General features: G+C 64.5%; 26 protein-coding genes. 9 read left to right on the top strand and 17 right to left on the bottom strand.

What is annotated here, in order from left to right; genetic code table 11:
• Positions 1-14: 14 nt before the first annotated feature.
• Positions 15-1,229 carry an MFS transporter gene (locus tag J2X43_RS22810; RefSeq protein WP_310297745.1) on the top strand — a complete coding sequence of 405 codons (1,215 nt, stop codon included), beginning with the start codon at positions 15-17 and terminating at the stop codon, positions 1,227-1,229.
• Here J2X43_RS22810 and J2X43_RS22805 read toward each other — a convergent pair.
• The 12 genes from J2X43_RS22805 to J2X43_RS22750 form a co-directional block, all read right to left on the bottom strand.
• The gene (locus J2X43_RS22805) at positions 1,189-1,605 is read right to left on the bottom strand and encodes a DUF3168 domain-containing protein (RefSeq protein ID WP_310297742.1); all 417 of its coding nucleotides are present in this window, start codon (positions 1,603-1,605) and stop codon (positions 1,189-1,191) included. The genes J2X43_RS22810 and J2X43_RS22805 overlap by 41 nt on opposite strands.
• 87 nt (positions 1,606-1,692) lie before the next feature.
• The gene (locus J2X43_RS22800) at positions 1,693-2,028 is read right to left on the bottom strand and encodes a phage head closure protein (RefSeq protein ID WP_310297740.1); all 336 of its coding nucleotides are present in this window, start codon (positions 2,026-2,028) and stop codon (positions 1,693-1,695) included.
• Positions 2,028-2,597 (bottom strand): head-tail connector protein, encoded by a 570-nt coding sequence (locus J2X43_RS22795; RefSeq protein ID WP_310297737.1) that lies wholly within the window; start codon positions 2,595-2,597, stop codon positions 2,028-2,030. The genes J2X43_RS22800 and J2X43_RS22795 overlap by 1 nt, the downstream gene beginning before the upstream one ends.
• Positions 2,598-2,853: 256 nt before the next feature.
• The gene (locus J2X43_RS22790; RefSeq protein ID WP_310297734.1) at positions 2,854-4,107 is read right to left on the bottom strand and encodes a phage major capsid protein; all 1,254 of its coding nucleotides are present in this window, start codon (positions 4,105-4,107) and stop codon (positions 2,854-2,856) included.
• A 9-nt stretch (positions 4,108-4,116) separates the two neighbouring features.
• Entirely contained in the window at positions 4,117-4,683 is a 567-nt protein-coding gene (locus J2X43_RS22785) for an HK97 family phage prohead protease (RefSeq protein WP_310297731.1), read from the bottom strand.
• Between the two features lie 124 nt (positions 4,684-4,807).
• A complete protein-coding gene (locus J2X43_RS22780) occupies positions 4,808-5,125 on the bottom strand; it encodes a DUF6107 family protein (protein WP_310297727.1) in 318 nt (105 codons plus the stop codon).
• 176 nt (positions 5,126-5,301) lie between these two features.
• Positions 5,302-5,877, bottom strand: coding sequence for an alpha-ketoglutarate-dependent dioxygenase AlkB (locus J2X43_RS22775; RefSeq protein ID WP_310297724.1), 576 nt, complete (start codon positions 5,875-5,877; stop codon positions 5,302-5,304).
• Positions 5,874-6,191 (bottom strand): type II toxin-antitoxin system RelE/ParE family toxin, encoded by a 318-nt coding sequence (locus tag J2X43_RS22770; RefSeq protein WP_310297721.1) that lies wholly within the window; start codon positions 6,189-6,191, stop codon positions 5,874-5,876. Before J2X43_RS22770 ends, J2X43_RS22775 begins: the two co-directional genes overlap by 4 nt.
• Positions 6,192-6,452 (bottom strand): CopG family ribbon-helix-helix protein, encoded by a 261-nt coding sequence (locus J2X43_RS22765; RefSeq protein ID WP_112390964.1) that lies wholly within the window; start codon positions 6,450-6,452, stop codon positions 6,192-6,194.
• Positions 6,453-6,509: 57 nt separating this feature from the next.
• The gene (locus tag J2X43_RS22760) at positions 6,510-7,667 is read right to left on the bottom strand and encodes a phage portal protein (protein ID WP_310297717.1); all 1,158 of its coding nucleotides are present in this window, start codon (positions 7,665-7,667) and stop codon (positions 6,510-6,512) included.
• A gap of 223 nt (positions 7,668-7,890) precedes the next feature.
• Entirely contained in the window at positions 7,891-8,202 is a 312-nt protein-coding gene (locus tag J2X43_RS22755) for a Dabb family protein (RefSeq protein ID WP_310297714.1), read from the bottom strand.
• 23 nt (positions 8,203-8,225) lie between these two features.
• A complete protein-coding gene (locus J2X43_RS22750) occupies positions 8,226-8,897 on the bottom strand; it encodes a hypothetical protein (RefSeq protein WP_310297712.1) in 672 nt (223 codons plus the stop codon).
• Positions 8,898-9,038: 141 nt separating this feature from the next.
• On the opposite strand from J2X43_RS22750, the gene J2X43_RS22745 reads away from it, so the two are divergent.
• Positions 9,039-9,167 carry a hypothetical protein gene (locus tag J2X43_RS22745; RefSeq protein ID WP_310297709.1) on the top strand — a complete coding sequence of 43 codons (129 nt, stop codon included), beginning with the start codon at positions 9,039-9,041 and terminating at the stop codon, positions 9,165-9,167.
• Between the two features lie 33 nt (positions 9,168-9,200).
• On the opposite strand, the gene J2X43_RS22740 is transcribed toward J2X43_RS22745, so the two are convergent.
• Both J2X43_RS22740 and J2X43_RS22735 read right to left on the bottom strand, forming a co-directional pair.
• On the bottom strand, positions 9,201-10,490 hold the full coding sequence (locus J2X43_RS22740; RefSeq protein WP_310298672.1) for a terminase large subunit domain-containing protein: 1,290 nt from the start codon (positions 10,488-10,490) through the stop codon (positions 9,201-9,203).
• Between the two features lie 88 nt (positions 10,491-10,578).
• Positions 10,579-11,271, bottom strand: coding sequence for a hypothetical protein (locus J2X43_RS22735; protein ID WP_310297706.1), 693 nt, complete (start codon positions 11,269-11,271; stop codon positions 10,579-10,581).
• Positions 11,272-11,822: 551 nt separating this feature from the next.
• On the opposite strand from J2X43_RS22735, the gene J2X43_RS22730 reads away from it, so the two are divergent.
• The 4 genes from J2X43_RS22730 to J2X43_RS22715 all read left to right on the top strand — a co-directional run bounded on the left by J2X43_RS22730 (position 11,823) and on the right by J2X43_RS22715 (position 14,316).
• On the top strand, positions 11,823-13,181 hold the full coding sequence (locus J2X43_RS22730; RefSeq protein WP_310297703.1) for an HD domain-containing phosphohydrolase: 1,359 nt from the start codon (positions 11,823-11,825) through the stop codon (positions 13,179-13,181).
• A 44-nt stretch (positions 13,182-13,225) separates the two neighbouring features.
• Entirely contained in the window at positions 13,226-13,558 is a 333-nt protein-coding gene (locus J2X43_RS22725) for an MmcQ/YjbR family DNA-binding protein (protein WP_310297700.1), read from the top strand.
• Between the two features lie 63 nt (positions 13,559-13,621).
• Complete coding sequence (locus J2X43_RS22720) at positions 13,622-13,876, top strand: type II toxin-antitoxin system Phd/YefM family antitoxin (protein WP_310297697.1); 255 nt, start codon at positions 13,622-13,624, stop codon at positions 13,874-13,876.
• Complete coding sequence (locus J2X43_RS22715; protein WP_310297695.1) at positions 13,873-14,316, top strand: type II toxin-antitoxin system VapC family toxin; 444 nt, start codon at positions 13,873-13,875, stop codon at positions 14,314-14,316. Before J2X43_RS22720 ends, J2X43_RS22715 begins: the two co-directional genes overlap by 4 nt.
• Positions 14,317-14,319: 3 nt before the next feature.
• Here the strand turns inward: J2X43_RS22715 and J2X43_RS22710 are convergent, their stop codons facing one another.
• Positions 14,320-15,234 (bottom strand): SDR family oxidoreductase, encoded by a 915-nt coding sequence (locus tag J2X43_RS22710; RefSeq protein ID WP_310297693.1) that lies wholly within the window; start codon positions 15,232-15,234, stop codon positions 14,320-14,322.
• 107 nt (positions 15,235-15,341) lie between these two features.
• On the opposite strand from J2X43_RS22710, the gene J2X43_RS22705 reads away from it, so the two are divergent.
• Entirely contained in the window at positions 15,342-15,914 is a 573-nt protein-coding gene (locus J2X43_RS22705; protein WP_310297691.1) for a TetR family transcriptional regulator, read from the top strand.
• A gap of 3 nt (positions 15,915-15,917) precedes the next feature.
• On the opposite strand, the gene J2X43_RS22700 is transcribed toward J2X43_RS22705, so the two are convergent.
• On the bottom strand, positions 15,918-17,360 hold the full coding sequence (locus J2X43_RS22700; protein WP_310297688.1) for an MFS transporter: 1,443 nt from the start codon (positions 17,358-17,360) through the stop codon (positions 15,918-15,920).
• 141 nt (positions 17,361-17,501) lie between these two features.
• Here J2X43_RS22700 and J2X43_RS22695 point away from each other — a divergent pair, with 141 nt between their 5' ends.
• Both J2X43_RS22695 and ampC read left to right on the top strand, forming a co-directional pair.
• Positions 17,502-18,389 (top strand): LysR family transcriptional regulator, encoded by an 888-nt coding sequence (locus J2X43_RS22695; protein WP_310297686.1) that lies wholly within the window; start codon positions 17,502-17,504, stop codon positions 18,387-18,389.
• Positions 18,390-18,520: 131 nt separating this feature from the next.
• Complete coding sequence (gene ampC, locus J2X43_RS22690; protein WP_310298669.1) at positions 18,521-19,672, top strand: class C beta-lactamase; 1,152 nt, start codon at positions 18,521-18,523, stop codon at positions 19,670-19,672.
• 20 nt (positions 19,673-19,692) lie between these two features.
• On the opposite strand, the gene J2X43_RS22685 is transcribed toward ampC, so the two are convergent.
• The gene (locus J2X43_RS22685; protein WP_310297683.1) at positions 19,693-20,169 is read right to left on the bottom strand and encodes a YcgN family cysteine cluster protein; all 477 of its coding nucleotides are present in this window, start codon (positions 20,167-20,169) and stop codon (positions 19,693-19,695) included.
• Between the last annotated feature and the right edge of the window lie 141 nt (positions 20,170-20,310).

The raw sequence follows: 20,310 nt of genomic DNA, 5'->3' as shown, positions 1-20,310 counted from the left end.
GCCTTTCAGCACCAATGCCAACATTCCCCCTCCGCTCGGCGCAGACGATCGCCGTCCTCGCGATCACCCAGCTCATCGGCTGGGGCACCACATTCGACATGCTCGGCGTCATGGGCCGCGTCATCGCGCCCGAGCTCGGCCTGCCGAATGAGATCATCTTTGCCGGCATCACGATCATGATGGTGGTCACCGCCTTCGCCAGCCCAAGTACCGGCCGCCTGCTGGCGCGCCATGGTGCCGCCAAAGTGCTCGCCGCCTCGTCCTTGATCTTCGCCACCGGCCTCGTCATGCTCTCGGCGGCGCACGACATCGTCCTCTATGCGCTCGCCTGGATCGTCATCGGCCTCGGCGGCGCGCTTGGCCTGTCGGCGCCCGCCTATACCGCCGTCGTCGAGCGCGAGGGGATGAACGGCAAGCGCGTCATCGCCATCCTCATGCTGTTCACCGGCCTGTCGGCGACCATTTTCTGGCCTCTGCTGACGTGGCTCAACGACGCCTTCGGCTGGCGCGCCGCCTTCCGGATTTCGGCCGCCCTCCACCTCTTCATCTGCCTGCCGCTGCATCTTTTCGCACTGCCGAAACCGGTCGCCACGCATACGCAGGGTACCGCTGCCGAAACGCCGCCTATCGCGCTGTCGAGCAAGCAGCGCCGCGCCGCCTTCCTGCTGCTGGCAGCCTCCACCACGCTCTGCACCTTCGTCAGCTTCGGCGTGGCGCCGTCGCTGATCGAAATCTTCCGCCAGTCCGGCGCCTCGCCCGCCTTTGCGCTGCAGCTCGGCTCGGCGCGCGGCGTCATCGGCATTTCGGCGCGCGGGCTAGACATGCTGCTCGGCAAGCGCGGCAATCCGATCCTGACCTCGATCGTCGGCATCAGCCTGATGCTCGCAAGCTTCGCGATGCTGCTCGCGTTCGCCTCGACCCCTGTCCTCGTCACCTTCATCCTGATGTACGGCTTCGGCTCCGGCATCCTCGCCGTAGCACGCGCGCTGCTGCCGCTGTCCTTCTTCTCGGCCAAAGAATACGGGTTGCAGGCGGCCCGTCTGTCGATGCCGCAAAACCTCGCCAATGCCGCAGCACCCGTCATCTTCACCGCCACGCTCGACCGCTCCGGCACCGGCCTGACGCTCATCATCTGCGCCGTGCTTGCGGCCATCGCGCTCGCCCTGGTCTTGATGCTCGCCGCCATGGTCAGGCAGGCGGCGCGTCAACCGGTTCCGTCACTGCCCTGAAGCGCATCTCGGCCATGTGCATGCGCGTCTTCGCCTCGCGCCGCGACCGCGTCAAAAGGTGCTGCAGCCCGACAAGGTGATGCCCCTGCAGCGTCAGCGCCGCATCGTCGAGCAACCTCAATACCATCGACGCGATCTCACCCGCCGCCTTGCGGCCGCCCTCCTCGCAGCAGATGTCGAGCGAGAACCGATGCTCCTCGCCCGCCTCGCCCTCGAGAATGCTGCCGCTCGTCATCTCGCCGATCACGATGCAGGGCAGCCGCTTGCCGCTCACCAGCCTGTCGCGGATACCATCCGCCCCGATCAAATCGCGAAGCCCGGCATCGCCGGTTAGCCGCGCATGGATCGCCGTCAGCAGTTCATTTGTCGCGCTCATCGCCAGTCTCCTTCGGCCGCTTGCCGCCATCCCGCGCCAGTTTCGCCAGAAAGACCGCGAGATCGGTGATCGTCTGCACAACCGCCGTCATCGCCCGTCCTCCTCGCAGAGGCATACGAGATAGCGCCCGCCCTCATCGGGATCACGCAGACTCCGGATCGCGAAGATGCGCTCGCCCTTGCGCAGCCGCATGCCAGCAGCAAGACCGGTGCGAAACCTGAGCCAGATCCTGTGCGTCACCGTCACGATCTCCGCACCCGCCCGCTCCTCGCGGATCTCGCCCAGCGGCTCGATGCAGGCCCAGACCAAGCAGACCGGTTCAAACGAAACCGCCGCCCCGCCCTGCCCGTCCGCCGTCTCGACCGGCCGCTCCAGCTGCAAGCGCGCCGTCATCTGCCCGGGATCGAACATCACCGCCCGCATCAGAGCCGCCTCATCAGAAAGGGCGCGATCAGCCGGTCGTATCCATCGGGAATATCCGCCGGCTGATCGGCCACCGCGATAGCGCCGCGGAACGCAAACATCTGCGCCACGTGCATCACCATCGCCCGCTTCAGGGTATCCGGCACATCCGCCGCCGTTTCGCCGAAGCCCGCCGAAAAATCGATCTCGATGCCATTGATCGCCCGCCCGGCCACCGCAGTGCGCCCGAGGATCAGCCGCGCCGGCCGCGTGCTGCGATCCAGAACATGCCCATCCAGCGGCAGCGAGACTTCCTCGCCACCGGCATCATAAAGCGTCACGCTTTCAATCGCTTGCACCGGCCCCCTGGCAATCTGAATCACCCCGTCTTCAGGAACTGAATCAAGATAAAGCCGCCAGCCCTGCCCCATCAGACAAAGCCCCGTCACCCGCTCCAGATGCTTACGGGCAACGCGGATCAGCGACATCAGCAACCCATCCTCCTCATCCCCGTCCAGCCGCAAATGCGCCTTCACCTCGCCAAGCGCCAGCGCCTCCGCCAGTGGCGGAGTGATCAATGCATAGGTCATTGGAAATCCTTGTTTGAAAGATGGGGTGAGACGAGGTCGCCACCCTCGCCTCCATAAAATAATGAAAGCGAGTGCCCGCAGCCCCCTCATCCGGCCCCTTCGGGCCACCTTCTCCCCGCTGGGGAGAAGGGAAGTCGGAGAGCGCGCCGCGAGTCCCCTTCTCCCCTCGGGGAGAAGGTGCCGGCAGGCGGATGAGGGGGCCACACCCGCCAAGAGAGCCAATCTATTCGCTACTCACTACCCCCCACTCACCCCATCAACTCACCCCAAACTTCACCAGCTTGATCGCCTCGAAGTTCTGCACCCCGCCACCCACGCGCTTGGTCGTGTAAAACAGCACATAGGGCTTCGCCGAATAGGGATCCCGCAGCACCCTGACCCCGGTGCGATCGACCACCAGATACCCCGCCCGGAAATCCCCGAAAGCGACCGCCATCGCACCGGCGGCGATATCCGGGATGTCCTCGGCCTCGGCCACCGGAAAGCCCATCAGCGTCGCTGCCTGCCCGGCCGTTGCCGGGGGCTGCCACATGTAGCGGCCGTCGGCATCCTTCAGCTTGCGCACCGTCGCTTGCGTCTTGCGGTTCATCACGAAATTGGCGTTCTGCCGGTAGCCGGCCTTCAGCGCATAGACGGCATCGACAAGCACATCCGAAGCACCGCTGGAGGCAAAGGCGCCCGCCGCCCCGGTCGGGATATAGCCGAGATTGCCCCAGCTCCAGCCGCTGTCGGCCACCGCCGCATAGGCGAGAAACCCCTTCGGCTTGTTCGTCCCGTCGCCGGAAACGAAGGCCGTGCCCTCCTGCTCGGCAAAGACAGTATCGACCTCGCCCGAGATCCAGGCCTCGATATCGACGGCGGCATCGTCGAGCAGCGCCTGGGTCGCCGCCGGCATGGCGTAGAGCTCCATGGTCGGGAAGGTCAGCTCGGCAAGCTGGGCATTGCCCGTCTGCGGCCGGGCCGCCGTTTCGGAAACCCAGCCCGAGGCCATGCCCGACGTCGAGAACGGCTTCTTCAGCACCGAGCCCGAGACTTGCCGCACCGTGGCCAGCGCCCGGATCGGCGACACCACCGAAAGCGTGCGGCCGATCTCGCTATCGGTCTCCGGCGGCACCAGATAGCCGCCATCCGCGCCCGTTCCCGATGACATCGCCTTCGCCTCGATCTCTCGCAGCCCCGCCTCGTCACCGCGGCGAATATAGTTTTCGAAGGCCGCCTTGTGCTCGGCCGTATCAGCCCCGCCGGCGCCGGTGCGCCCCAGCGGCGGCCGTGCCTTCTTCAGCACCAGCTGGTCGAGCAGCTTCTTCTGATCGTCCATGGCCCGGTTGATGCGGTCCATCTTGTCGCGGGTGACGACGTCGTCGGTGAACTTCGCCTCGATCTCGCCAAGGCGCCGGTCGTTGGTCTCCTTGAAGGCCTCGAAGGCCTCCATGAAGTCGTCGAAGGCAGCCGTCATCGTCTCCGGCACCGCCTTGATCTCCGGCGCCGTCTTCGCAGTCATGTCGCTCATATGTCGATCCTATCTGAAGGTTTCGGTCAGCATCGCCCTTGCCGCCCGGCGCATGGCGCGGACGAGCTCGGTCTCCTTGTCGCGGAACCACCGCGCATTCTTGATGTTCTGCACCCGCGCCGAAGGCAGCATCGGAAAGGTGACGATCGAGATCTCCCAGAGATCCGCCTCCAGTATCCGCCTGACACCGCTCTTGGCATCGGTGCGCGCCCGGACGGTCCTGAAGCCGATCGACAACCCGTCGAGCGCCCCGTTCCTGATCAGCTGCCGCACCTCGCCGGCCCGTGCCACGCCATCCGCCAGCACGCCCTCGACATAGAGCCCTCGGCTATCCTCACGGATCGTCTTCCACGCCCCGATCGGCTCGGAAGGGTCATGCTGGAAGAGCTTCCTGACACCCTCGGCCCCACGCTCCGAAAGCGACTTGCGAAACGCCCCGCGCTCAACCTGGTCCTTGCCGAGATCGACCTCGCCGAAGACGCTCGCATAACCCGAAAACGTCCCGTCGCGCTTGAGATGGCGCAGTTCCAGATTGGCAAACTTGCGCGTCTCCGCGCCCATGAGCGATGCGGTCATGGTTTGTGCTCCTGATTGTGGATGTGAAAGTGTTTGGGGGAGCGGGGGCGAATAGCGAATAGCGAATAGCGGCAGTGCGGCCCGCCACGGCCGGATCGCAAGCCCAAAAACTATTCGCTATTCGCTACTCACTATTCGCTCGGTATTGCCGCGCCACCCGCGCCAAAACCCCCAGCACCCACCAGGCGCAGAGGCTGGCCGCAGCCGAGCCGGACAGCATGACCTCGGAGGCCGAAAGACGATCGGCGATCCCCAGCCGCTCCACCAGCCAGATCCCCGTGGGACCACCGAAGATCAGCCCGCAGGAAAGCCCCGAAAAGAACCGGCTCGCCGCCTCCCGCCTGCTCTTCGGCAAAAGATAGATCAGCGACACCGCCGCCCCTGCCGATGCCCCCAGCGCCCGGCTGGCCCAGAGCCCGCCATCATTGGAAAAGTCAGCCATCGTCAAACTCCCTTTGAGGATGAGCACGCGGATGGCCCACAAAGGCTCACGGCCAATGCGGACCGGCGTCGCCGCCAATCGCGTTTCAACGAATCTTATGAATCGCTTGCACAGTCTTGCTGGCAGGCTGGATCAGCCGCTTCACACGCCGATTCAACGCATCCGTATCCGGCCGTTCAAAGGCTCCGGATCACATTGCGAAAGGTCAGCGACAACCGCCGCCCGCGAGGCCGCTTCGTGCCATCGACACTATCGGCGGCCCGTGCCGGTATCTCATGCGTCCAGTCATACCGCGCCGCGCCCTCCATCACGAGCAGCGACCCCGGCTCCAGCATCAGGCTGCAGCGCTCGCCGCCTGCGGCATGCCGGAACACCATCTCGCAAGCCGACAGCAGGCTGAGCGAAGCGATCCGGTCCGCGAAACACGGCACGCAATCGACATGCGCGCTGATCCCCTGCCCCGGAAGATATTCGTTGGCGATCACCTGATCCGGCAGACGTTCGAAATAACCCTCACCGGCAAGCCGCCGGCAGACACCAGAAAGCCAGTCCGGCAGCGGCCCGAGATAGGCATCGCCGGTCACAGCCCGGGCCCGATAGTCATAGCGGTAACCGAAATGCTGCACCCGCCGCTTCAGCGTCGTGTCCCAAGGACCGGCATCGAGCGCCGCGACAATCCGCGCGGCCTCTTCACCGCTGAAAAACTCGGGCAAATAGGTCGCGCCAACAGGCAATCGCGCTTGAACGATCACTCGCCACCCGCCTCGAAATCATCATCGCCGTCGATTTCCATGCTCGTATCGTTCTGCCGTCCATGGCGGACCACAACTATATGCACGGCGTGCTCCGTGATGCTGTAATCGATGACATAGGGTGCGACGACAAACCGGCGCCGGCCGGCTAGCGGCAGAGCGGCCACGCCCGCATTGGGATAAGCACCAAGCGTTCGGATCGCCGCCTGGATCTGGCGCATCACACCCTCTGCCGCACGCGGATCGTGCTCGGCGATATGGGCCCGCTCGCGCCGGAGATAGTCAGCAGCATCTTTGGAGATGATGACTTTCATCTAAGCCGCGTCAGGCCTCGATGCCGCAACCAGTTCGTTCATCAGACGCTCGGCATCCTCGAATTCACCATCACGGATTTGCGCCTCGCCGTGCAGCACGTCGAGAACATCCTTCCCCTCCGCCTGCAGATAATACTTCAGCGCCCGCACGATCACCCAGCTGCGCGTGCGATCCGTCGCCTTGGCGATCGTCTCGATATCCTTCAGCATGTCCTCGGGAAGACGCAGGGCGATCGGATCGGAAAGAACAGGCTTCGGCATGGCGGCATCTCCAATTTGTAATACCACGTATAACAAATTGCCCCGCGCGCCTCAATCTCAATACCCCACCGCCTCCCGCTTCTCCTCATCCGTCAGGAACCCCGCCGCCCCCACTCTTGCCCACAACTCCCCGCGCTCGGCCGAAAGCCCGGCCACCTTATCCAGATCCGGCTCCAGCCGCAGCCCCTCGCCATAGGCCCCACCCAGCCAGGCCGAAAGCGAAGCCGCCGTCCGCGTCAGCATCGGCAGCACCGTCAGTCGGTAGAAGGCCCGGTTGGCCTCCTGATAATTCGCAAACGTATTGTCACCGGGAATGCCGAGCAGCATCGGCGGCACGCCGAAGGCGAGCGCGATGTCGCGGGCAGCACCGTTGCGGGCCTCGACGAAATCCATGTCCTTCGGCGACAGGCCCATCGCCTTCCAGTCCAGCCCACCTTCCAGGAGCAGCGGCCGCCCGGCGCGCATCGGCCCGGAATAACCGTCATCAAGCTCCTGGCGCAGCCGCTCATATTGATCCGGTGAAAGATTGCCGCCCTCCTTCGGCTGATAGACCAGCGCGCCGGAGGGACGGGCCGAATTGTCGAGCAGCGCCTTGTTCCAGCTCGCCGCCGCATTGGAGAGATCGAGCGCCACCTGTGCTGCCGCCAGCGGCGGAAAACCCAAGTGATCATCGAGCGGATGAAAGAGCTTCAGATGCAGCAGCGCCATCCCCTCGGCCTCCGCCGCAAACCGCCGGACCGATCCGCCGGCTCTGTAGTCATAAGCCTCCGGCCACCCGTCCCGCCCCTCGACGACACTGATCCTGTCGGGCCGCAAGAGATGCAGCTCGCGCAGCGCCGCCCCCACCATCAGCGGTTCGACAAAGGCATTGCCGGAGAGCAGCAAATGCCCATAGAGCGCCTCGAAAAAATCCGGCCCGCCCATCCGCCCGTTCGGCTGGCGCAGCAGTGCCGCGGCCGGATGCTCCGGCCGCTCCCGCTCGCCCTCATAGATCAGAAACGGCACGCAGGCCGCAGCCTCCGAGACCAGCCGGACGCAGCGATGCGCCACCGGGTTCTTCATGAACCCCTCGCGCGACAGCGCCGCATAAGACCGCCCCGTCCAGCTCGCCTGCCCCTGCGCCGCCAGCGACAGAAACCCTGACGCCGCTTTCTTTTCGGCCACAGCATTGCGGCCCGCCGTGAAGCCCCACGGCAGGAAAGACCGGATGTTCATGATGATGTCCCTTGTTGAAAGGCTGGAGATGAGAGGCCAACGGCCACCCCACCCTCCCTCATTCCTGTGCTCGTCACAGGAATCCAGCCACCGCGCGTCCGCGCGGTGAGTAACTCGGATGCCTATTGGAAATAGTCTCCCGCGCCCATCGACATGGACACACTGGATTCCTGTGCCAAGCACAGGAATGAGGAAGGGAGAGGTTTGCGGCCTGCAACCCTACCTACCCTACAATCGGCCGCGTGACCGCCAACCCGCTATCGAAATCCGCCGCCACCCGGGTGTCGCGCAGCGGCTTCACCGTCCGCGTCGAAAGCTCGTAATCCGGATGCGCCTTGTAGGCCGCCAATGCCGCTTCGTCGGCGAATTCGCCATAGACGACGAAATCCACCGCGTTGCCCCATTGATCGGTCTTGACGTTCTCGCCGATCTCCAGCGTCAGCGCATGCGGGATGCCTGTCAGCACCGACAGGCCCTTGCGCACCGCCTCGCGGTTTTCTTCCGGCACGGTGAAGAAAACGATATGGCGGATCACGGGGCGCACTCCTTGCTCGGTCTTTAAGAGAGCCGGGCGATAACACGCGAAAGGCAGGCCTTCAACCGCTGCCAGAGGCCCTCAGGCTCCGCGCGGCGCAAGGCCGCATCGAAAAGCCTGCCGTAATCGCCGAGCTTTTCGGCCCTATCCGTGCCGTTGACGATGCGCCTGGCGTTCACCCAATCGTCCTTTTCGCCGTTCAGATGGTCGGCCAGCCGGTGCTTGGTGAAGCTGCCTGCGATCATCCCCTCGACGAGGATCTTCACCGCCGTGCCCATCTCCATTGCCTTATCAGGTGCGGCCACCAGATCGATGCTGGTCAAAAGGCTCATCGCCTCGTAATTCCGCTTGTGCGTCAGCTGCACCAGCCCGCGCCCCAGCCAGCTCTTGCCGTCCTCGTCGGGCAGCCAGTAGACCGTCTTGACCCAAGACAGCTTGCCCGCCGCATAGGCCCGGTCGAGAATTTCGATCGCCTTTTCGTCGCTGTCGGCCAGCGTCTCGCGCACCGGCTGCATCGTGTAGGCGGTCTCGTGAAAGGCGGTCGCCAGAATATAGGCCAGCCAGCGCCGGTCGTCCCGTGCATGGCGCGCCTGCCAATAGTCGAGGATTGCGCTCATGCCCTCTACCTGCGGCTGCTGCAGCGTGCCCTTGAACAGGCCAGCGCGCACCTCGTCGAAGAAAATCCTGCGGTCCATGTGGATAACCCTGAAAATCGTCGCGGCCCTAATCGATTAAAATGATTTCAATCGTTTAAGGCGTTTAAGCCCCTGATTTACAACCTATTTAAGCTGTGTCATGCATTCCTCATATTGCCTTCGCAGCCGGAGAGGAGACCGATGCAGACGCCCGCCAACACCCAGACCACCATTCCCCAGCACCTCGTCGACCAGATGGAAAACGAGTGGCGTCAGGTGCGGCCGACTCGCGAGCCACCGCGTCCGGCCGAGCCGCCGAAGCAGCGATAAACCGCTGCGGCGCGAAAGGCGAGCGGCGAAGCGTCATATACCCCTGACCCGCGGTTCGCCGCCGCCTTCGAGCACCAGCGTCGTCAGCGCCCAGACCAGCGCATCCAGCCGGTCGGGCGAGCGGCCGTTCGAAAGCCCATCCGGGCCGAAATCACACATCTGGTCCTCCAGCGCCGTAAAGCGCCCGGCATGGACCACCCTTCCCTGCTCGTAGAGGGCCGCCACCGGCTCTGCTCTCAAAAACTTTCCGCGCGTCGCGCGCACCGTCGAAACCGGCAGCGTCGCGTCGATGCTCTTCAGGATCGTCTGGACCATATCGCCGCCCTGGTTGATCTCGGCGATCACCCGGTCGGCGCCGAAGCGGTGATAGGCGTGCACCACCGCACCCGCCCAGCCCGCCGGGCTCGCGCCCTCGACAGAGCAATCGGCCAGCACCACCGCCCGCCCCGAGGGCTCCACTCCCGCCACGACAATGCCGCAACAGGAGGCCGGAGCGGCCGCGGCCGGCGGATCTACGGCGACGACGATGCGCCGCAGCGTTCCGGCAAAGCGGATCGCCAGCGCCTCGATCTGGCCGCGCTTCCACAGCCCGTCCTCGCGGTCCTCGATCAGCTCTCCATCCAGCTCCTGCCGCCCGAGCCGCGTGCCGCCATAGCGGGCGTCGAGCGCGTCGATGAAACCGGGCGCCAGATTGGCGCGGTTGGCCAGCGTGCTGATCCGCGTCAGCCGCGTCCCCTCGTCGGCCATCAGCGCCTTCAACAGCGGTACCGGCCGCGGCGTCGTCGTCACCAGCTGTTGCGGCCGGTTGCCGAGCCGCAGGCCGAACTGCAGCATGTCGAAAGTCTCCTGCCCATGCTTCCATTTCGCCAGCTCGTCGCACCAGGCCATATGAAACTGCGGTCCGCGCAGGCTCTCGGGATCCTCGGAGGAAAAGACCTGCGCCACCGCGCCGTTCGGCCAGACCAACCGTCGCCGCGAAATCTCAAATTCCGGCCGGTTGCGGCGCGCAATCCTGCAGATCCCGGAAATGCCGTCGATCATCACCTCGCGCGCATCGCCCAGCGTCTCGGCCACCAGCGCGATCCGCAGATCCGAACGCTGCCCCGCGCTCGCCACCGCATGCACCCATTCCGCCCCCGCCCGCGTCTTGCCGGAACCGCGTCCGCCAAGCAGCAACCACGTCCGCCAATCGCCCTCCGGCGGCTTCTGCTCCAGCCGGCCCGTCAGCTGCCAGTCCCTGAGCGCCGCGGGAAAGCTTTCGAGCAGCGGCTCGCCGATGAAATCGAGTTTCTGCAGCGCCGAAAGACCGGCATCGAGCTCCATCGGCCAGGCTCCTACTTTCGCAGACGCATCCGAACGCGCCTCGACAGCCAGCCGCCCGGCACCAACAATCTCCCGCGCTGCCTCATGCTCAGCGCCAAGTCCCACCAAGCCGCGGTGCAGCCGCTCGGCCGCCGACATCGCACCGGCCATCGCCGCCTTCAGCCGCTTTTCCTCCGCCCGGCGTTTCTGCCGCGCCGAGGCCATCCGCACCGTCTGCCCTGGCCGCGGAAATCCCGTCATCCCGGTTCGCCTCCCCGCCCGCCTGCAAGTCCCTCATCCTGGCGGCAACGATCACAGCCGCCTTCTCCTCGGCACGCTGCTCGATGATCTCCAGCAACTGCCGCTTGGCCGCCGCATAGCCTTCGACCTGCTCGCGGCTTTCCATCTCGATTTCCCGGTCGCGGGCCAGCTGGCGCTGCAGCTGGTCGATCTTCTCCAGCGTACGGACGATCAGCCCCATGGCATCAACAGCCGCCTTCAGATCCGCCCGCGCCAGCTTGCCCGCCGCCTCGTCGCCACCGTCAGCGGCAATTTCGGCGCCCCTGCGCAGCTCGACGAAGGCGGCAAACTGCTCCCGCATCTCCGCCGTCATCTGGTTCAGCATCACCCGGAGCTCATCGCCCGGCAACGCCTCCGACTTGGTCTCCAGCCGGTAGGCCGCTACCGCGTCACATACCCGTTCATCGCTCCAGCCGCCGCTCTCCAGAGACTGTGCGCCCGGATAGACACGCCTCTCCGGCCAGAAGCCGCAAAGCTCCGCCACAAAACCCTCACCGATCATCGAAAAATCTCCGCCCCGCTCAAACTGCGGACATAAAAAAACCGGGTCGAAACCCGGCTGAAACCCCAACGACAACCCCACCCACGTCCCTCATTCCTGTGCCCGTCACAGGAATCCAGCCACGGCGCGTCCGCGCCGTGAATGACTCATTGCCAACAGAAATAAGAAGTCTCCCGCGCCCATAGACATGGGCGCACTGGATTCCTGTGACATCCCGCGGGCAAAGCCCTAAGGCCACAGGAATGAGGGAGCGGCAGGCGTCGCCAATTCACTGGACCAACCCCGAGCGTCGCAACCACGAAAGCCTGCTGCGTCACCGCAGCCGCAACTTTCCGACTATGCCATAACCCTACCAAACCACCGTCACGCCGTCAAGGATTATTTTCCTACAATCTGAAATCACCCTAAAATTTAAAATCACGCAAAAGCTTTATTACCTGATTCTAATATATTGATTTCATTACTTAATTCCCCATTTTAACCACCTTCCTGAACCCTTCCTCAATCTCCCCAGCGCCAACTGAACCGAACCCTATTCAGGCGGCACCATCATGAGCAGCATCCAGATCCGGCTTGCGGAAATAATCGAAGCGCTCAGCAAGGCGCTCGATCTGACGGAGGGGCAGCCGCCCGGGCATTGCATCCGCGCCTGCTACATCGGCACCCATATTGGCCGCGAGCTCGGCCTGCCCGACAGCGCCCTGCAGGATCTCTATTACACGCTGCTCCTGAAAGACCTCGGCTGCAGCAGCAATGCGGCGCGCATCTGCGAGATCTATCTGGCCGACGATCTCGCCTTCAAGCGCGATTTCAAGCTCGTCGACGGCAGCCTCGGCCAGGTGCTGCGCTTCGTCGTCGGCCATACCGGCATGCAGGCCGGCCTTGCCGAGCGTTTCCGCGGCATCCTGAATATCCTGCAGAATGGCGGCGAGATCGTCACCGACCTGATCCAGACGCGCTGTCAGCGCGGCGCCGAAATCGCCCGGATGATGCGCTTCTCCGAAGATGTCGCCTGTGGCATTCTCGGCCTCGACGAACACTGGAATGGCGGCGGCCGGCCGATCGGCCTTTCAGGCACTGAAATCCCGCTGTTCTCGCGCATCGCGCTCCTCTCTCAGATCGCCGATATCTTTCAGGCGAGCGGCGGCCCGGAGGCCTCGAAGGCCGAGATCGCCAAACGGTCCGGCACCTGGTTCGATCCCGATCTTTGCGCCGCCTTTGCCCGCGTTGCCGCCCGCCCTGACTTCTGGCAGGTGCTCGCGTCCGATCAGCTGGAAGAGGTCGTGCTCAGCAGCGAGCCCGGCCAGCAGGCGATCATGGCGGACGACGATTACCTCGACGATATCGCCGCCGCCTTCGCCAAGGTCATCGACGCCAAAAGCCCCTATACGTCGGGCCATAGCGATCGGGTCGCGTTGTTCACCGATCTGATCGCCGAAGAGATGGGCATCGATGCCGAAGGCCGCCGCTTCCTGAAGCGCGCCGCCCTGCTCCACGATATCGGCAAGCTCGGCGTTTCCAATTCCGTGCTCGACAAGCCGGGCAAGCTGGAAGGCGAGGAATGGGTGCAGATGAAGCGCCATTCGGAATTTTCCGAGCTGATCCTGTCGCGCATCCATGCCTTTTCGGATGCCGCTGTTATCGGCGGCGCCCACCACGAGCGCCTTGATGGCAAGGGCTATCCGCGCGGCTTGACCGCCGAAGCCATCCCCATGGAAGTCCGCATCGTCTCGACCGCCGACGTCTTCGACGCGCTCACCGCCGACCGCCCCTACCGTTCCGCAATGCCGATTTCGAAGGCGCTGTCGATCCTCTGGGAAGGCGCCGGCCAAAGCCATGATCCGGTCTGCATCGAAGCCCTGGAACGGGCGCTCGACCGCGCCGCCATCGAGAAGAAGGCGGCCGCCTGACCGCCTCGCTTCCGGCCCATGCCCCTGCCGTGCTATAATCCGCCATGGACCGGGAACACTTGGCAGCCTTCGCGCTTTCCCTGCCGGAAACGGCCGAAAGCGCCCATATGGGCACACGCGATTTTCGCGTGCGCGGCAAGATTTTCCTGACCTTTCCGGATCAGGATTACTGCGTCGTCCGCCTCACCCCCGACCAGCAGAAACTCACCCTCGAAATCGCCCCGGACGAGACGCTTCCTGTCCCCGGCGGCTGGGGCGAACGCGGCTCCACCCGCCTCTACCACATGCTCGCCAGCGACGCGTTGACCGAGGAATTGGTGCGCAAGGCCTGGCTGAACGTGGCACCGAAAAGCCTGCACGGATTGCTAGATGGCTAGGGCTTGCGGCGCATCATCGCATCCACTAAATTGGTCACATATGACCACTTGAGGCTCCATCACATGACGACCATCAGCCTTAAAGATGCGAAGGCCGGATTTTCAGACTACGTCGAAGCGGCGCTTCATGGTGAGTTCATCACCATCACCCGCCATGGCAAGCCGACTGCCGTGCTTGTCAGTGTGGAAGCCGCGGAAGTCGCGAAGGCTGCCATGCGGCCGAACCGCCCGAGCTTTTCCGCTTTCCTTCAGACATTCCCGGGCGACGACGCCGTATTTGAACGCAACAGCAGCCCCTCGCGGGATATCGAGCTTTGAACGGCTATCTGCTGGATACCGATGCCATCTCGCTGCTCTCGCCCGGCCGCAGCGGTCCGCCGCGTTTCAGCCGCTGGCTGGACGCGCAGGATCGCCACGACCGGTTGTTCCTGTCCGCCGTCACCGTCCACGAGATCGAGCGCGGCATCCATCTGTTGATCGGCAAGGGTGCAACCGCAAAAGCCGATGGCTACCGTGCATGGCTTGCCTCGCTGGAGGAGACGTTCGGCGACAGAATTCTCGCCGTCGATGCCAAGGTTGCCTTGGCCTCCGGCGCGCTGGAGGCAGCCGCCCAGAGAAACGGCCATAACCCGGGAATGGCCGACGCCCTGATCGCCGGAACCGCCAAGCTGCATCAATTGACCGTCGTCACCCGGAATACCAGGCACTTCTCAGCCTTTCCCGAGATCAACCTGCTCGATCCGCAGGATGCAACCTGACCCTCACCGATACCCAGCCGGATCCGCCTCCTTCCCCGTCTCCACCACCTCGTCCATATACCGCCAGCAATCCGGCCGCGATCCATCCACATCGTCGAAGCCATAGACCTTCGCAAGCCCGCCGCTCGACAGCGACTGCCCGTTGAACCGCGCCTTTTCCGGATCGCCAGCCAGGGCCGCCACTGCGCGGCCGACGAAACGCGGGGTTTCCGAAATGACGAAATGCGGTGGCGCGATCGTACTGTCCCGCCAGCTCTCCTCGGTCACCCCGAAAATCTCCAGCATCATCTCGGAGCGCATCCAGCCCGGCGTCATCGAAACGGCGGTGCAGCCGTGCTTCTCCAGGTCCTTGGCATGCGCCCAGGCCATGCGGATCACGCCTGTCTTGACGAGGTCGTAATAGGGGTTCAGCCGGTAATGCGTGGCGTTGTACTCGGCCGTGCCGTCGGTCATCTCCACCAGCAGTCCGCCCGGCCTTTCGATCAGCAGCGGCAGGGCGTAATGGGCGGTGATGAAATGCGTGTCGATCGCCAGCCGCAGCATGCGCAGGCCGTTTTCCAGCGAGTGTTCCCAGACCGGCTTGTCCCATTCCGTCAGGTTCTCGCCGCCCCAAATATCGTTGACGAGAATATCCAGCCTGCCCTCATCCGTGCGGATCCGCCCCACCAGCGCCTCCACCTCAGACGCCAGCAGATGGTCGACGCGCAGGGCGATCCCCCGGCCGCCCGCTGCCGTCACCATCTCCGCCGTCTCCTCGATCGTCTCCGGCCGGTCGTATTCCGAGCGCTGCGCTCGCGTCGAGCGGCCGGTCACATAAACGGTCGCCCCGGCAGCACCAAGCTCGATGGCAATCCCCCGCCCGGCGCCGCGCGTTCCGCCGGCCACCAGCGCCACCTTTCCTGTCAGATCCGCTGTCATAACCAAATCCTCCACGCTAGAACCAAAATCCGCCCGCATCTCCCAGCAGGCAATTGATTATAAACGAACGTTCGTTCATATTTGTATCGAACGCAAGAGGAAATGCAATGCCGCGCACCCGCACCCTTCAGGACGAGCAGCTTCTGGAGATGGTTCTCGCCCTCATCCATGCCGAGGGGCCGGATGCGGCCAGCTTCGGCGCGGTGGCCAAGGTCAGCGGCCTTTCCGGCTCCACCCTCGTCCAGCGCTTCGGCACCAAGGCGGCGATGCTGCGGGCGGCACTCATGCATGCCTGGGATGGGCTGGATGCCCAGACAGCAAAGCTTGCCGCGTCTTCGGAAAAGACCCCTGGCGGCGCCGTCGCCCTGCTCACCGGCCTGTCGCAGGATTACGGCGAGGACGCGGCCGCCTATGCCCAGGGCCTCCTCGTGCTGCGCGAAGATTTCCGCGATCCGCTGCTCCGTGCCCGGGGTGCAGCCTGGGCCAAGGCGCTGACGGAGGCCCTCGCCGAATGCCTCTCCGCCGCGCCGGATCCCGCAACCTCGGCCCGGCTGATGCTGTCGCAATGGCAGGGCTCACTGCTCTGGTGGGGCTTCCCCGCCGAAGGCCGTGCTGCCGACTATGTGGAGCGGGAGCTGCGGCTGTTTCTCGGGGTGCTTGATCTGAAAGCGCCAGTCTGATCGTCACATCTCGCCTGCGGCATCGGCACGCCGCGCGCCGGCAAACCGGGCCACTCCGGCAATGGCGATGGCGGCGATGATCAGGCCTGCCGCGACAGCGAAGGTCAGCCGCATGCCTGCTGCAATGGCATCCGGCGCCGCCGCCGCGGCATCCGCACCGCCAAGCGCTGCGGCAAAGATCGCCCCCATCACCGATGCGCCGGTGATCAGGCCGAGATTGCGCGAGAGACCCAGCATGCCGGAGATGACGCCACGCTGCCCCGCCGCCACGCCGGTCATCACCATCGTGTTGTTGGCCGCCTGAAACAGCTGATAGCCCGGCGTCAGCACCGCGATCCCGGCAATGTAGCCGGCAAGACCCGGCAGAGCGCAGAGCGCCAGTGCCCCGGCTGCCATCGCCGCCAACCCTGCCATCACCATGTTTCCGGCACCAAGGCGGTCGACGATCCGCCCGGCCAGAACGCCGCTCACCGTCGAGATCAGCGGGCCGATCGACATGACCGCCCCCGTCATCGCCGTATCGAGCCCCAGGCCGCGCGACAGGTAGAACGGCCCGACGACCAGCGTCGTCATCATCACCGTCGCCACGCAGAGATTGATCGCAAGGCTCGGCGCCAGCACCGGATCGCGCAGCATCACTGGCCGAAACAGCGGCGACTTTACCCTCGCTTCGGCCAACAGGAACGCACCCGTTCCAGTCGCGGCAGCCGCCAGCAGCCCAACCTGCAACATGCCGAAGCTGCCGCGGCCGATGGTCATCGCCAGCGCATAGGCAACCAGCACCAGTGCCAGAAGCAGCGTACCGGCCAGATCGAAGCGCTGGCGCGACGCTGGACTGCTCCTCTCCCCGTCCCGCAGGCAATGGCGGGCGAGCAGGAAGGCGATCAAACCGAGCGGCACGGTGACGAGGAAGATCGCCCGCCAGCCGGCCAGCGCAATCAGCACACCGCCGAGCGAAGGACCGAGCGCCGTCCCGATCGCCGACATGGTCCCGAGCAGCCCCATCGCCCGGCCGGTCCTTTCCTCCGGCACCGCCTCGCCCACCATGGCAATGGCAAGCGCCATCATCACCGCTGCGCCCAGCCCCTGCAGCATCCGGGCGGCGATCAGAACCCAGAGCGCCGGCGCCAGTCCGCAAAGCGCCGATGCCGCGGTGAAAAGCAGGATACCCGCCATCAGCAGGCGGCGCCGCCCGATCAGGTCGCCGAGCCGTCCGGCGCTGACGATCAGCGCCGTCATCGCCAGCAAATAGGCGATCACCACCCACTGAACCTGCTGGAAACTGGCTGAAAACGCCTGCGCCAGCACCGGCAGACCGACATTGGCAATGCTGGTGCCGAGCGAGGAAAGAAGCAGCGCGAGCGACAGGCTCGCCAGCGCTCCCCGCACCGGCGCCGCAGCGATTGGCGCCACATCGGAGGTGGTGGGTCGAAGGGGGATGGTCATGCAAAGCACTCCGTTCTCAAATGCTCCTGAAGAGGAGCCGAGAGAAGCCTAGCGCCACCGGAGATATGGCGGAATACGCATCATTTGCATTTCATTCGTGCATAGAACGCCATATCATCGCGATCGCCAACCGGAGGCACCATGACCAAGCCCGATCTCAACCTCCTCTATACGCTTGATGTTCTGCTGGCCGAAGGTAGCGTGGCGCGCGCCGCCCGGCGCCTGCGGCTCAGCCCTTCGGCGATGAGCCGGGCGCTGGCCAGGCTTCGCGAAACCGTCGGCGATCCGCTTCTCGTGCGCGCCGGGCGCGGTCTGGTGCCGACGCCGCGGGCGCTCGAGCTGCGCGAGCGGGTCAGCCATCTGCGTGAAGAGGCCGAGACGCTGCTGCGGCCGGCCGAAGCCTTCGACCTGTCGCAGCTCAAGCGCACCTTCGTGCTGCGCAACCGCGATGGTTTCGTCGAGAATTTCGGCCCGGCCCTGATCCGCCTCGCCGCAGAGCGCGCCCCCGGCGTCCGGTTGCGCTTCCTGCCAAAGCAGGACAAGGACAGCGCCTCCCTGCGCGACGGCGAGGCCGATCTTGAAACCGGCGTCATCGGCGAGACGACCGGGCCGGAGATCCGCGCCCAGGCATTGTTTCACGATCGCTTCATCGGCGTCGTCAGGGCGGACCACCCGCTTGCGAAAGGCGCAATGAGCGCCGCCCGCTATACGGCCGGCCGCCATATCCAGATTTCCCGCCGCGGGCTGGAGGGCGGACCCGTCGATACGGCGCTCCGGGCGATCGGGCTGGCACGCGAGATCGTCACCGCCGTCGGCAGCTTTTCCGAAGCACTGGCACTGGCGCGCGCCTCGGATCTGATCGCCAGCGTGCCCGAGCGCTATACCGGCAACCTGCGCGCCGGTCTCCACAGCTTCGCGCTTCCCTTCGCCGCGCCGGAGATCACCATCTCGCTGCTCTGGCATCCCAGGATGGATGCCGATCCGGCGCATCGCTGGCTGCGCGGCTGCGTTCGCGAGATCTGCGCCTGACGGCGACACATGCCCAAATTTATCTAGGGTCTCCTGCGAGTTCTTATCGTTTGTGACGATGCGCCCGGCCGCGCTATCGACCGCGTGCCGGACCATTTTGCCGGCGCATATCAAGGAGCCGCCCCGTGAATATGAGACACTGCCTTATTGTACTTTCCCTATCGGCAACCCCGCTTCATGCCGCGGAATTGACGGACAAAGCCTTTCAGACGCTGGCAGACGACGCTTTCCAGCCCATCATCAAGCAATTTGATATTCCTGGGCTCGCCATCGGCGTTTCGGTCAACGGAAAGCAGTTCTATTACAGCTATGGCGAGGCCTCGCGCGAGGCGAAGACGCCAGTCACGCCTGATACGATCTTCGAGCTCGGCTCGGTCAGTAAAATTTTTAATGTGACGCTGGCAGCGCTCGCCGAACAGCGCGGTGTAGTTTCGCTTTCGCAACCTGTTTCCACCTATCTGCCGGAGCTGAAGGGCAGCGCTTTCGATAAGATCACCCTCGTCAATCTCGCCACCCACACATCAGGCGGCATGCCGCTGCAGGTTCCCGACAACGTCACCAACGACGCGGAGCTGACGGCCTATCTCAAGAGCTGGAAGCCACCCTATAAGCCGGGCACGATGCGCTCCTATTCGAATGTCAGCATCGGCCTGCTCGGCCGCATCGCCGGCCAGCGTCTCGAAGTCAGCTACAGGCAGGCGGCGGAAAAAGACCTCTTCCCGGCGCTCGGCCTGAAGAGCACGTTCATCTCTGTTCCGGAAACCGCCGCAGACCGCTACGCCTTCGGCTACTCCAAGGATAACCGCCCGATCCGCGTCAACCCGGGCGTCCTCGACGAGGAAGCCTACGGCATCAAATCGACGCCGCGCGACATGCTGCACATGCTCGAACTGAACCTCGATCAGGCCGCCCTTGCCCCTGATCTCGCCGCGGCGATCCGCAAGACCCATACCGGCTATTTCGAAACCGCCTCGTTCACGCAGGACATGATCTGGGAGCAATATCCGTGGCCGGTGAAGCTCGACCGTCTCTTGGCAGGCAATGCGCCTGAGATGGTCATGAACAGCCAGCCGGTGAAGCAACTGGCAAAGCCGCTTGAGCCCCAAAACGCTGTCCTGCTCAACAAAACAGGCGCAACCAACGGCTTCGGCACCTATGTCATGCTGGTCCCCAAGACCCGGACGGCGCTCGTGGTGATCGCCAACCGCAACTATCCCAACACGGCGCGCGCAGAAGCGGGGCTGAAACTGCTCGAAGCGCTAAAGCCTTATACGGCCAAATAGAAAAGCGGTGCGGCCGGAGCCTATTCCGGCCGCTCCTTCGCCGTCTCACCCACCGTCAGCGGCCAGTCGACCACGTAATCCTCCAGCGCCTCGGGGTCGATCTCCGTCTCGCTGATCGTCCGCCCCCTGGCGGAAATGCCGGCCTGGTGCACGGTTTCGGGGTCGCCCGAGACCAGCGGGTGCCACCAGTAGAGGTCCTCGCCCTCATTGATCAGCCGGTAGCCGCAGGTCGGCGGCAGCCAGGCGATCTCAGGGACGTTTTCCTTGGTCAGCTGCACGCAGTCAGGCACGAAATCCCAGCGCTTCTCATAGTTTGAGCACCGACAGCTCTCGCCATCCAGCAGCTTGCAGGCGACCGAGGTGAAATAGATGTCGCCAGAGTCCCACTCCTCGAGCTTGTTGAGACAACAGAGCCCGCATCCGTCGCAGATGCTCTCCCATTCTGCCTTCGTCATCTCGGGTAGCGCCTTGCGCTTCCAGAAGGGTGTGTCTTCCATCATTTCGTTTCTGCAACAGCGTCCCCGCAAATTCGCGTGAGGCAGGCTGCGTCTCTTGTTATCACCGGGCAAATCAATCAAACATTCAGCATGCTTCGTTTATCGAAGAGCGCAATGCCAAGTTAGGCTGTTGCTCTGACG

The sequence above is a fragment of the Rhizobium sp. BE258 genome (assembly GCF_031457345.1).
Lineage (GTDB): Bacteria > Pseudomonadota > Alphaproteobacteria > Rhizobiales > Rhizobiaceae > Rhizobium.
Note: the sequence above shows the minus strand (reverse complement) of the source record. Positions and strands in the feature narration are given on the sequence as shown.

Coding starts and splice junctions, on each gene's coding strand:
- J2X43_RS22810 (WP_310297745.1), top strand. CDS start 15: ATGCCAACATTCCCCCTCCGCTCGGCGCAGACGATCGCCGTCCTCGCG.
- J2X43_RS22805 (WP_310297742.1), bottom strand. CDS start 1,605: ATGAGCGCGACAAATGAACTGCTGACGGCGATCCATGCGCGGCTAACC.
- J2X43_RS22800 (WP_310297740.1), bottom strand. CDS start 2,028: ATGCGGGCGGTGATGTTCGATCCCGGGCAGATGACGGCGCGCTTGCAG.
- J2X43_RS22795 (WP_310297737.1), bottom strand. CDS start 2,597: ATGACCTATGCATTGATCACTCCGCCACTGGCGGAGGCGCTGGCGCTT.
- J2X43_RS22790 (WP_310297734.1), bottom strand. CDS start 4,107: ATGAGCGACATGACTGCGAAGACGGCGCCGGAGATCAAGGCGGTGCCG.
- J2X43_RS22785 (WP_310297731.1), bottom strand. CDS start 4,683: ATGACCGCATCGCTCATGGGCGCGGAGACGCGCAAGTTTGCCAATCTG.
- J2X43_RS22780 (WP_310297727.1), bottom strand. CDS start 5,125: ATGGCTGACTTTTCCAATGATGGCGGGCTCTGGGCCAGCCGGGCGCTG.
- J2X43_RS22770 (WP_310297721.1), bottom strand. CDS start 6,191: ATGAAAGTCATCATCTCCAAAGATGCTGCTGACTATCTCCGGCGCGAG.
- J2X43_RS22765 (WP_112390964.1), bottom strand. CDS start 6,452: ATGCCGAAGCCTGTTCTTTCCGATCCGATCGCCCTGCGTCTTCCCGAG.
- J2X43_RS22760 (WP_310297717.1), bottom strand. CDS start 7,667: ATGAACATCCGGTCTTTCCTGCCGTGGGGCTTCACGGCGGGCCGCAAT.
- J2X43_RS22750 (WP_310297712.1), bottom strand. CDS start 8,897: ATGGACCGCAGGATTTTCTTCGACGAGGTGCGCGCTGGCCTGTTCAAG.
- J2X43_RS22745 (WP_310297709.1), top strand. CDS start 9,039: ATGCAGACGCCCGCCAACACCCAGACCACCATTCCCCAGCACCTCGTC.
- J2X43_RS22740 (WP_310298672.1), bottom strand. CDS start 10,490: ATGGAGCTCGATGCCGGTCTTTCGGCGCTGCAGAAACTCGATTTCATC.
- J2X43_RS22735 (WP_310297706.1), bottom strand. CDS start 11,271: ATGATCGGTGAGGGTTTTGTGGCGGAGCTTTGCGGCTTCTGGCCGGAG.
- J2X43_RS22730 (WP_310297703.1), top strand. CDS start 11,823: ATGAGCAGCATCCAGATCCGGCTTGCGGAAATAATCGAAGCGCTCAGC.
- J2X43_RS22725 (WP_310297700.1), top strand. CDS start 13,226: ATGGACCGGGAACACTTGGCAGCCTTCGCGCTTTCCCTGCCGGAAACG.
- J2X43_RS22720 (WP_310297697.1), top strand. CDS start 13,622: ATGACGACCATCAGCCTTAAAGATGCGAAGGCCGGATTTTCAGACTAC.
- J2X43_RS22710 (WP_310297693.1), bottom strand. CDS start 15,234: ATGACAGCGGATCTGACAGGAAAGGTGGCGCTGGTGGCCGGCGGAACG.
- J2X43_RS22705 (WP_310297691.1), top strand. CDS start 15,342: ATGCCGCGCACCCGCACCCTTCAGGACGAGCAGCTTCTGGAGATGGTT.
- J2X43_RS22700 (WP_310297688.1), bottom strand. CDS start 17,360: ATGACCATCCCCCTTCGACCCACCACCTCCGATGTGGCGCCAATCGCT.
- J2X43_RS22695 (WP_310297686.1), top strand. CDS start 17,502: ATGACCAAGCCCGATCTCAACCTCCTCTATACGCTTGATGTTCTGCTG.
- ampC (WP_310298669.1), top strand. CDS start 18,521: ATGAGACACTGCCTTATTGTACTTTCCCTATCGGCAACCCCGCTTCAT.
- J2X43_RS22685 (WP_310297683.1), bottom strand. CDS start 20,169: ATGGAAGACACACCCTTCTGGAAGCGCAAGGCGCTACCCGAGATGACG.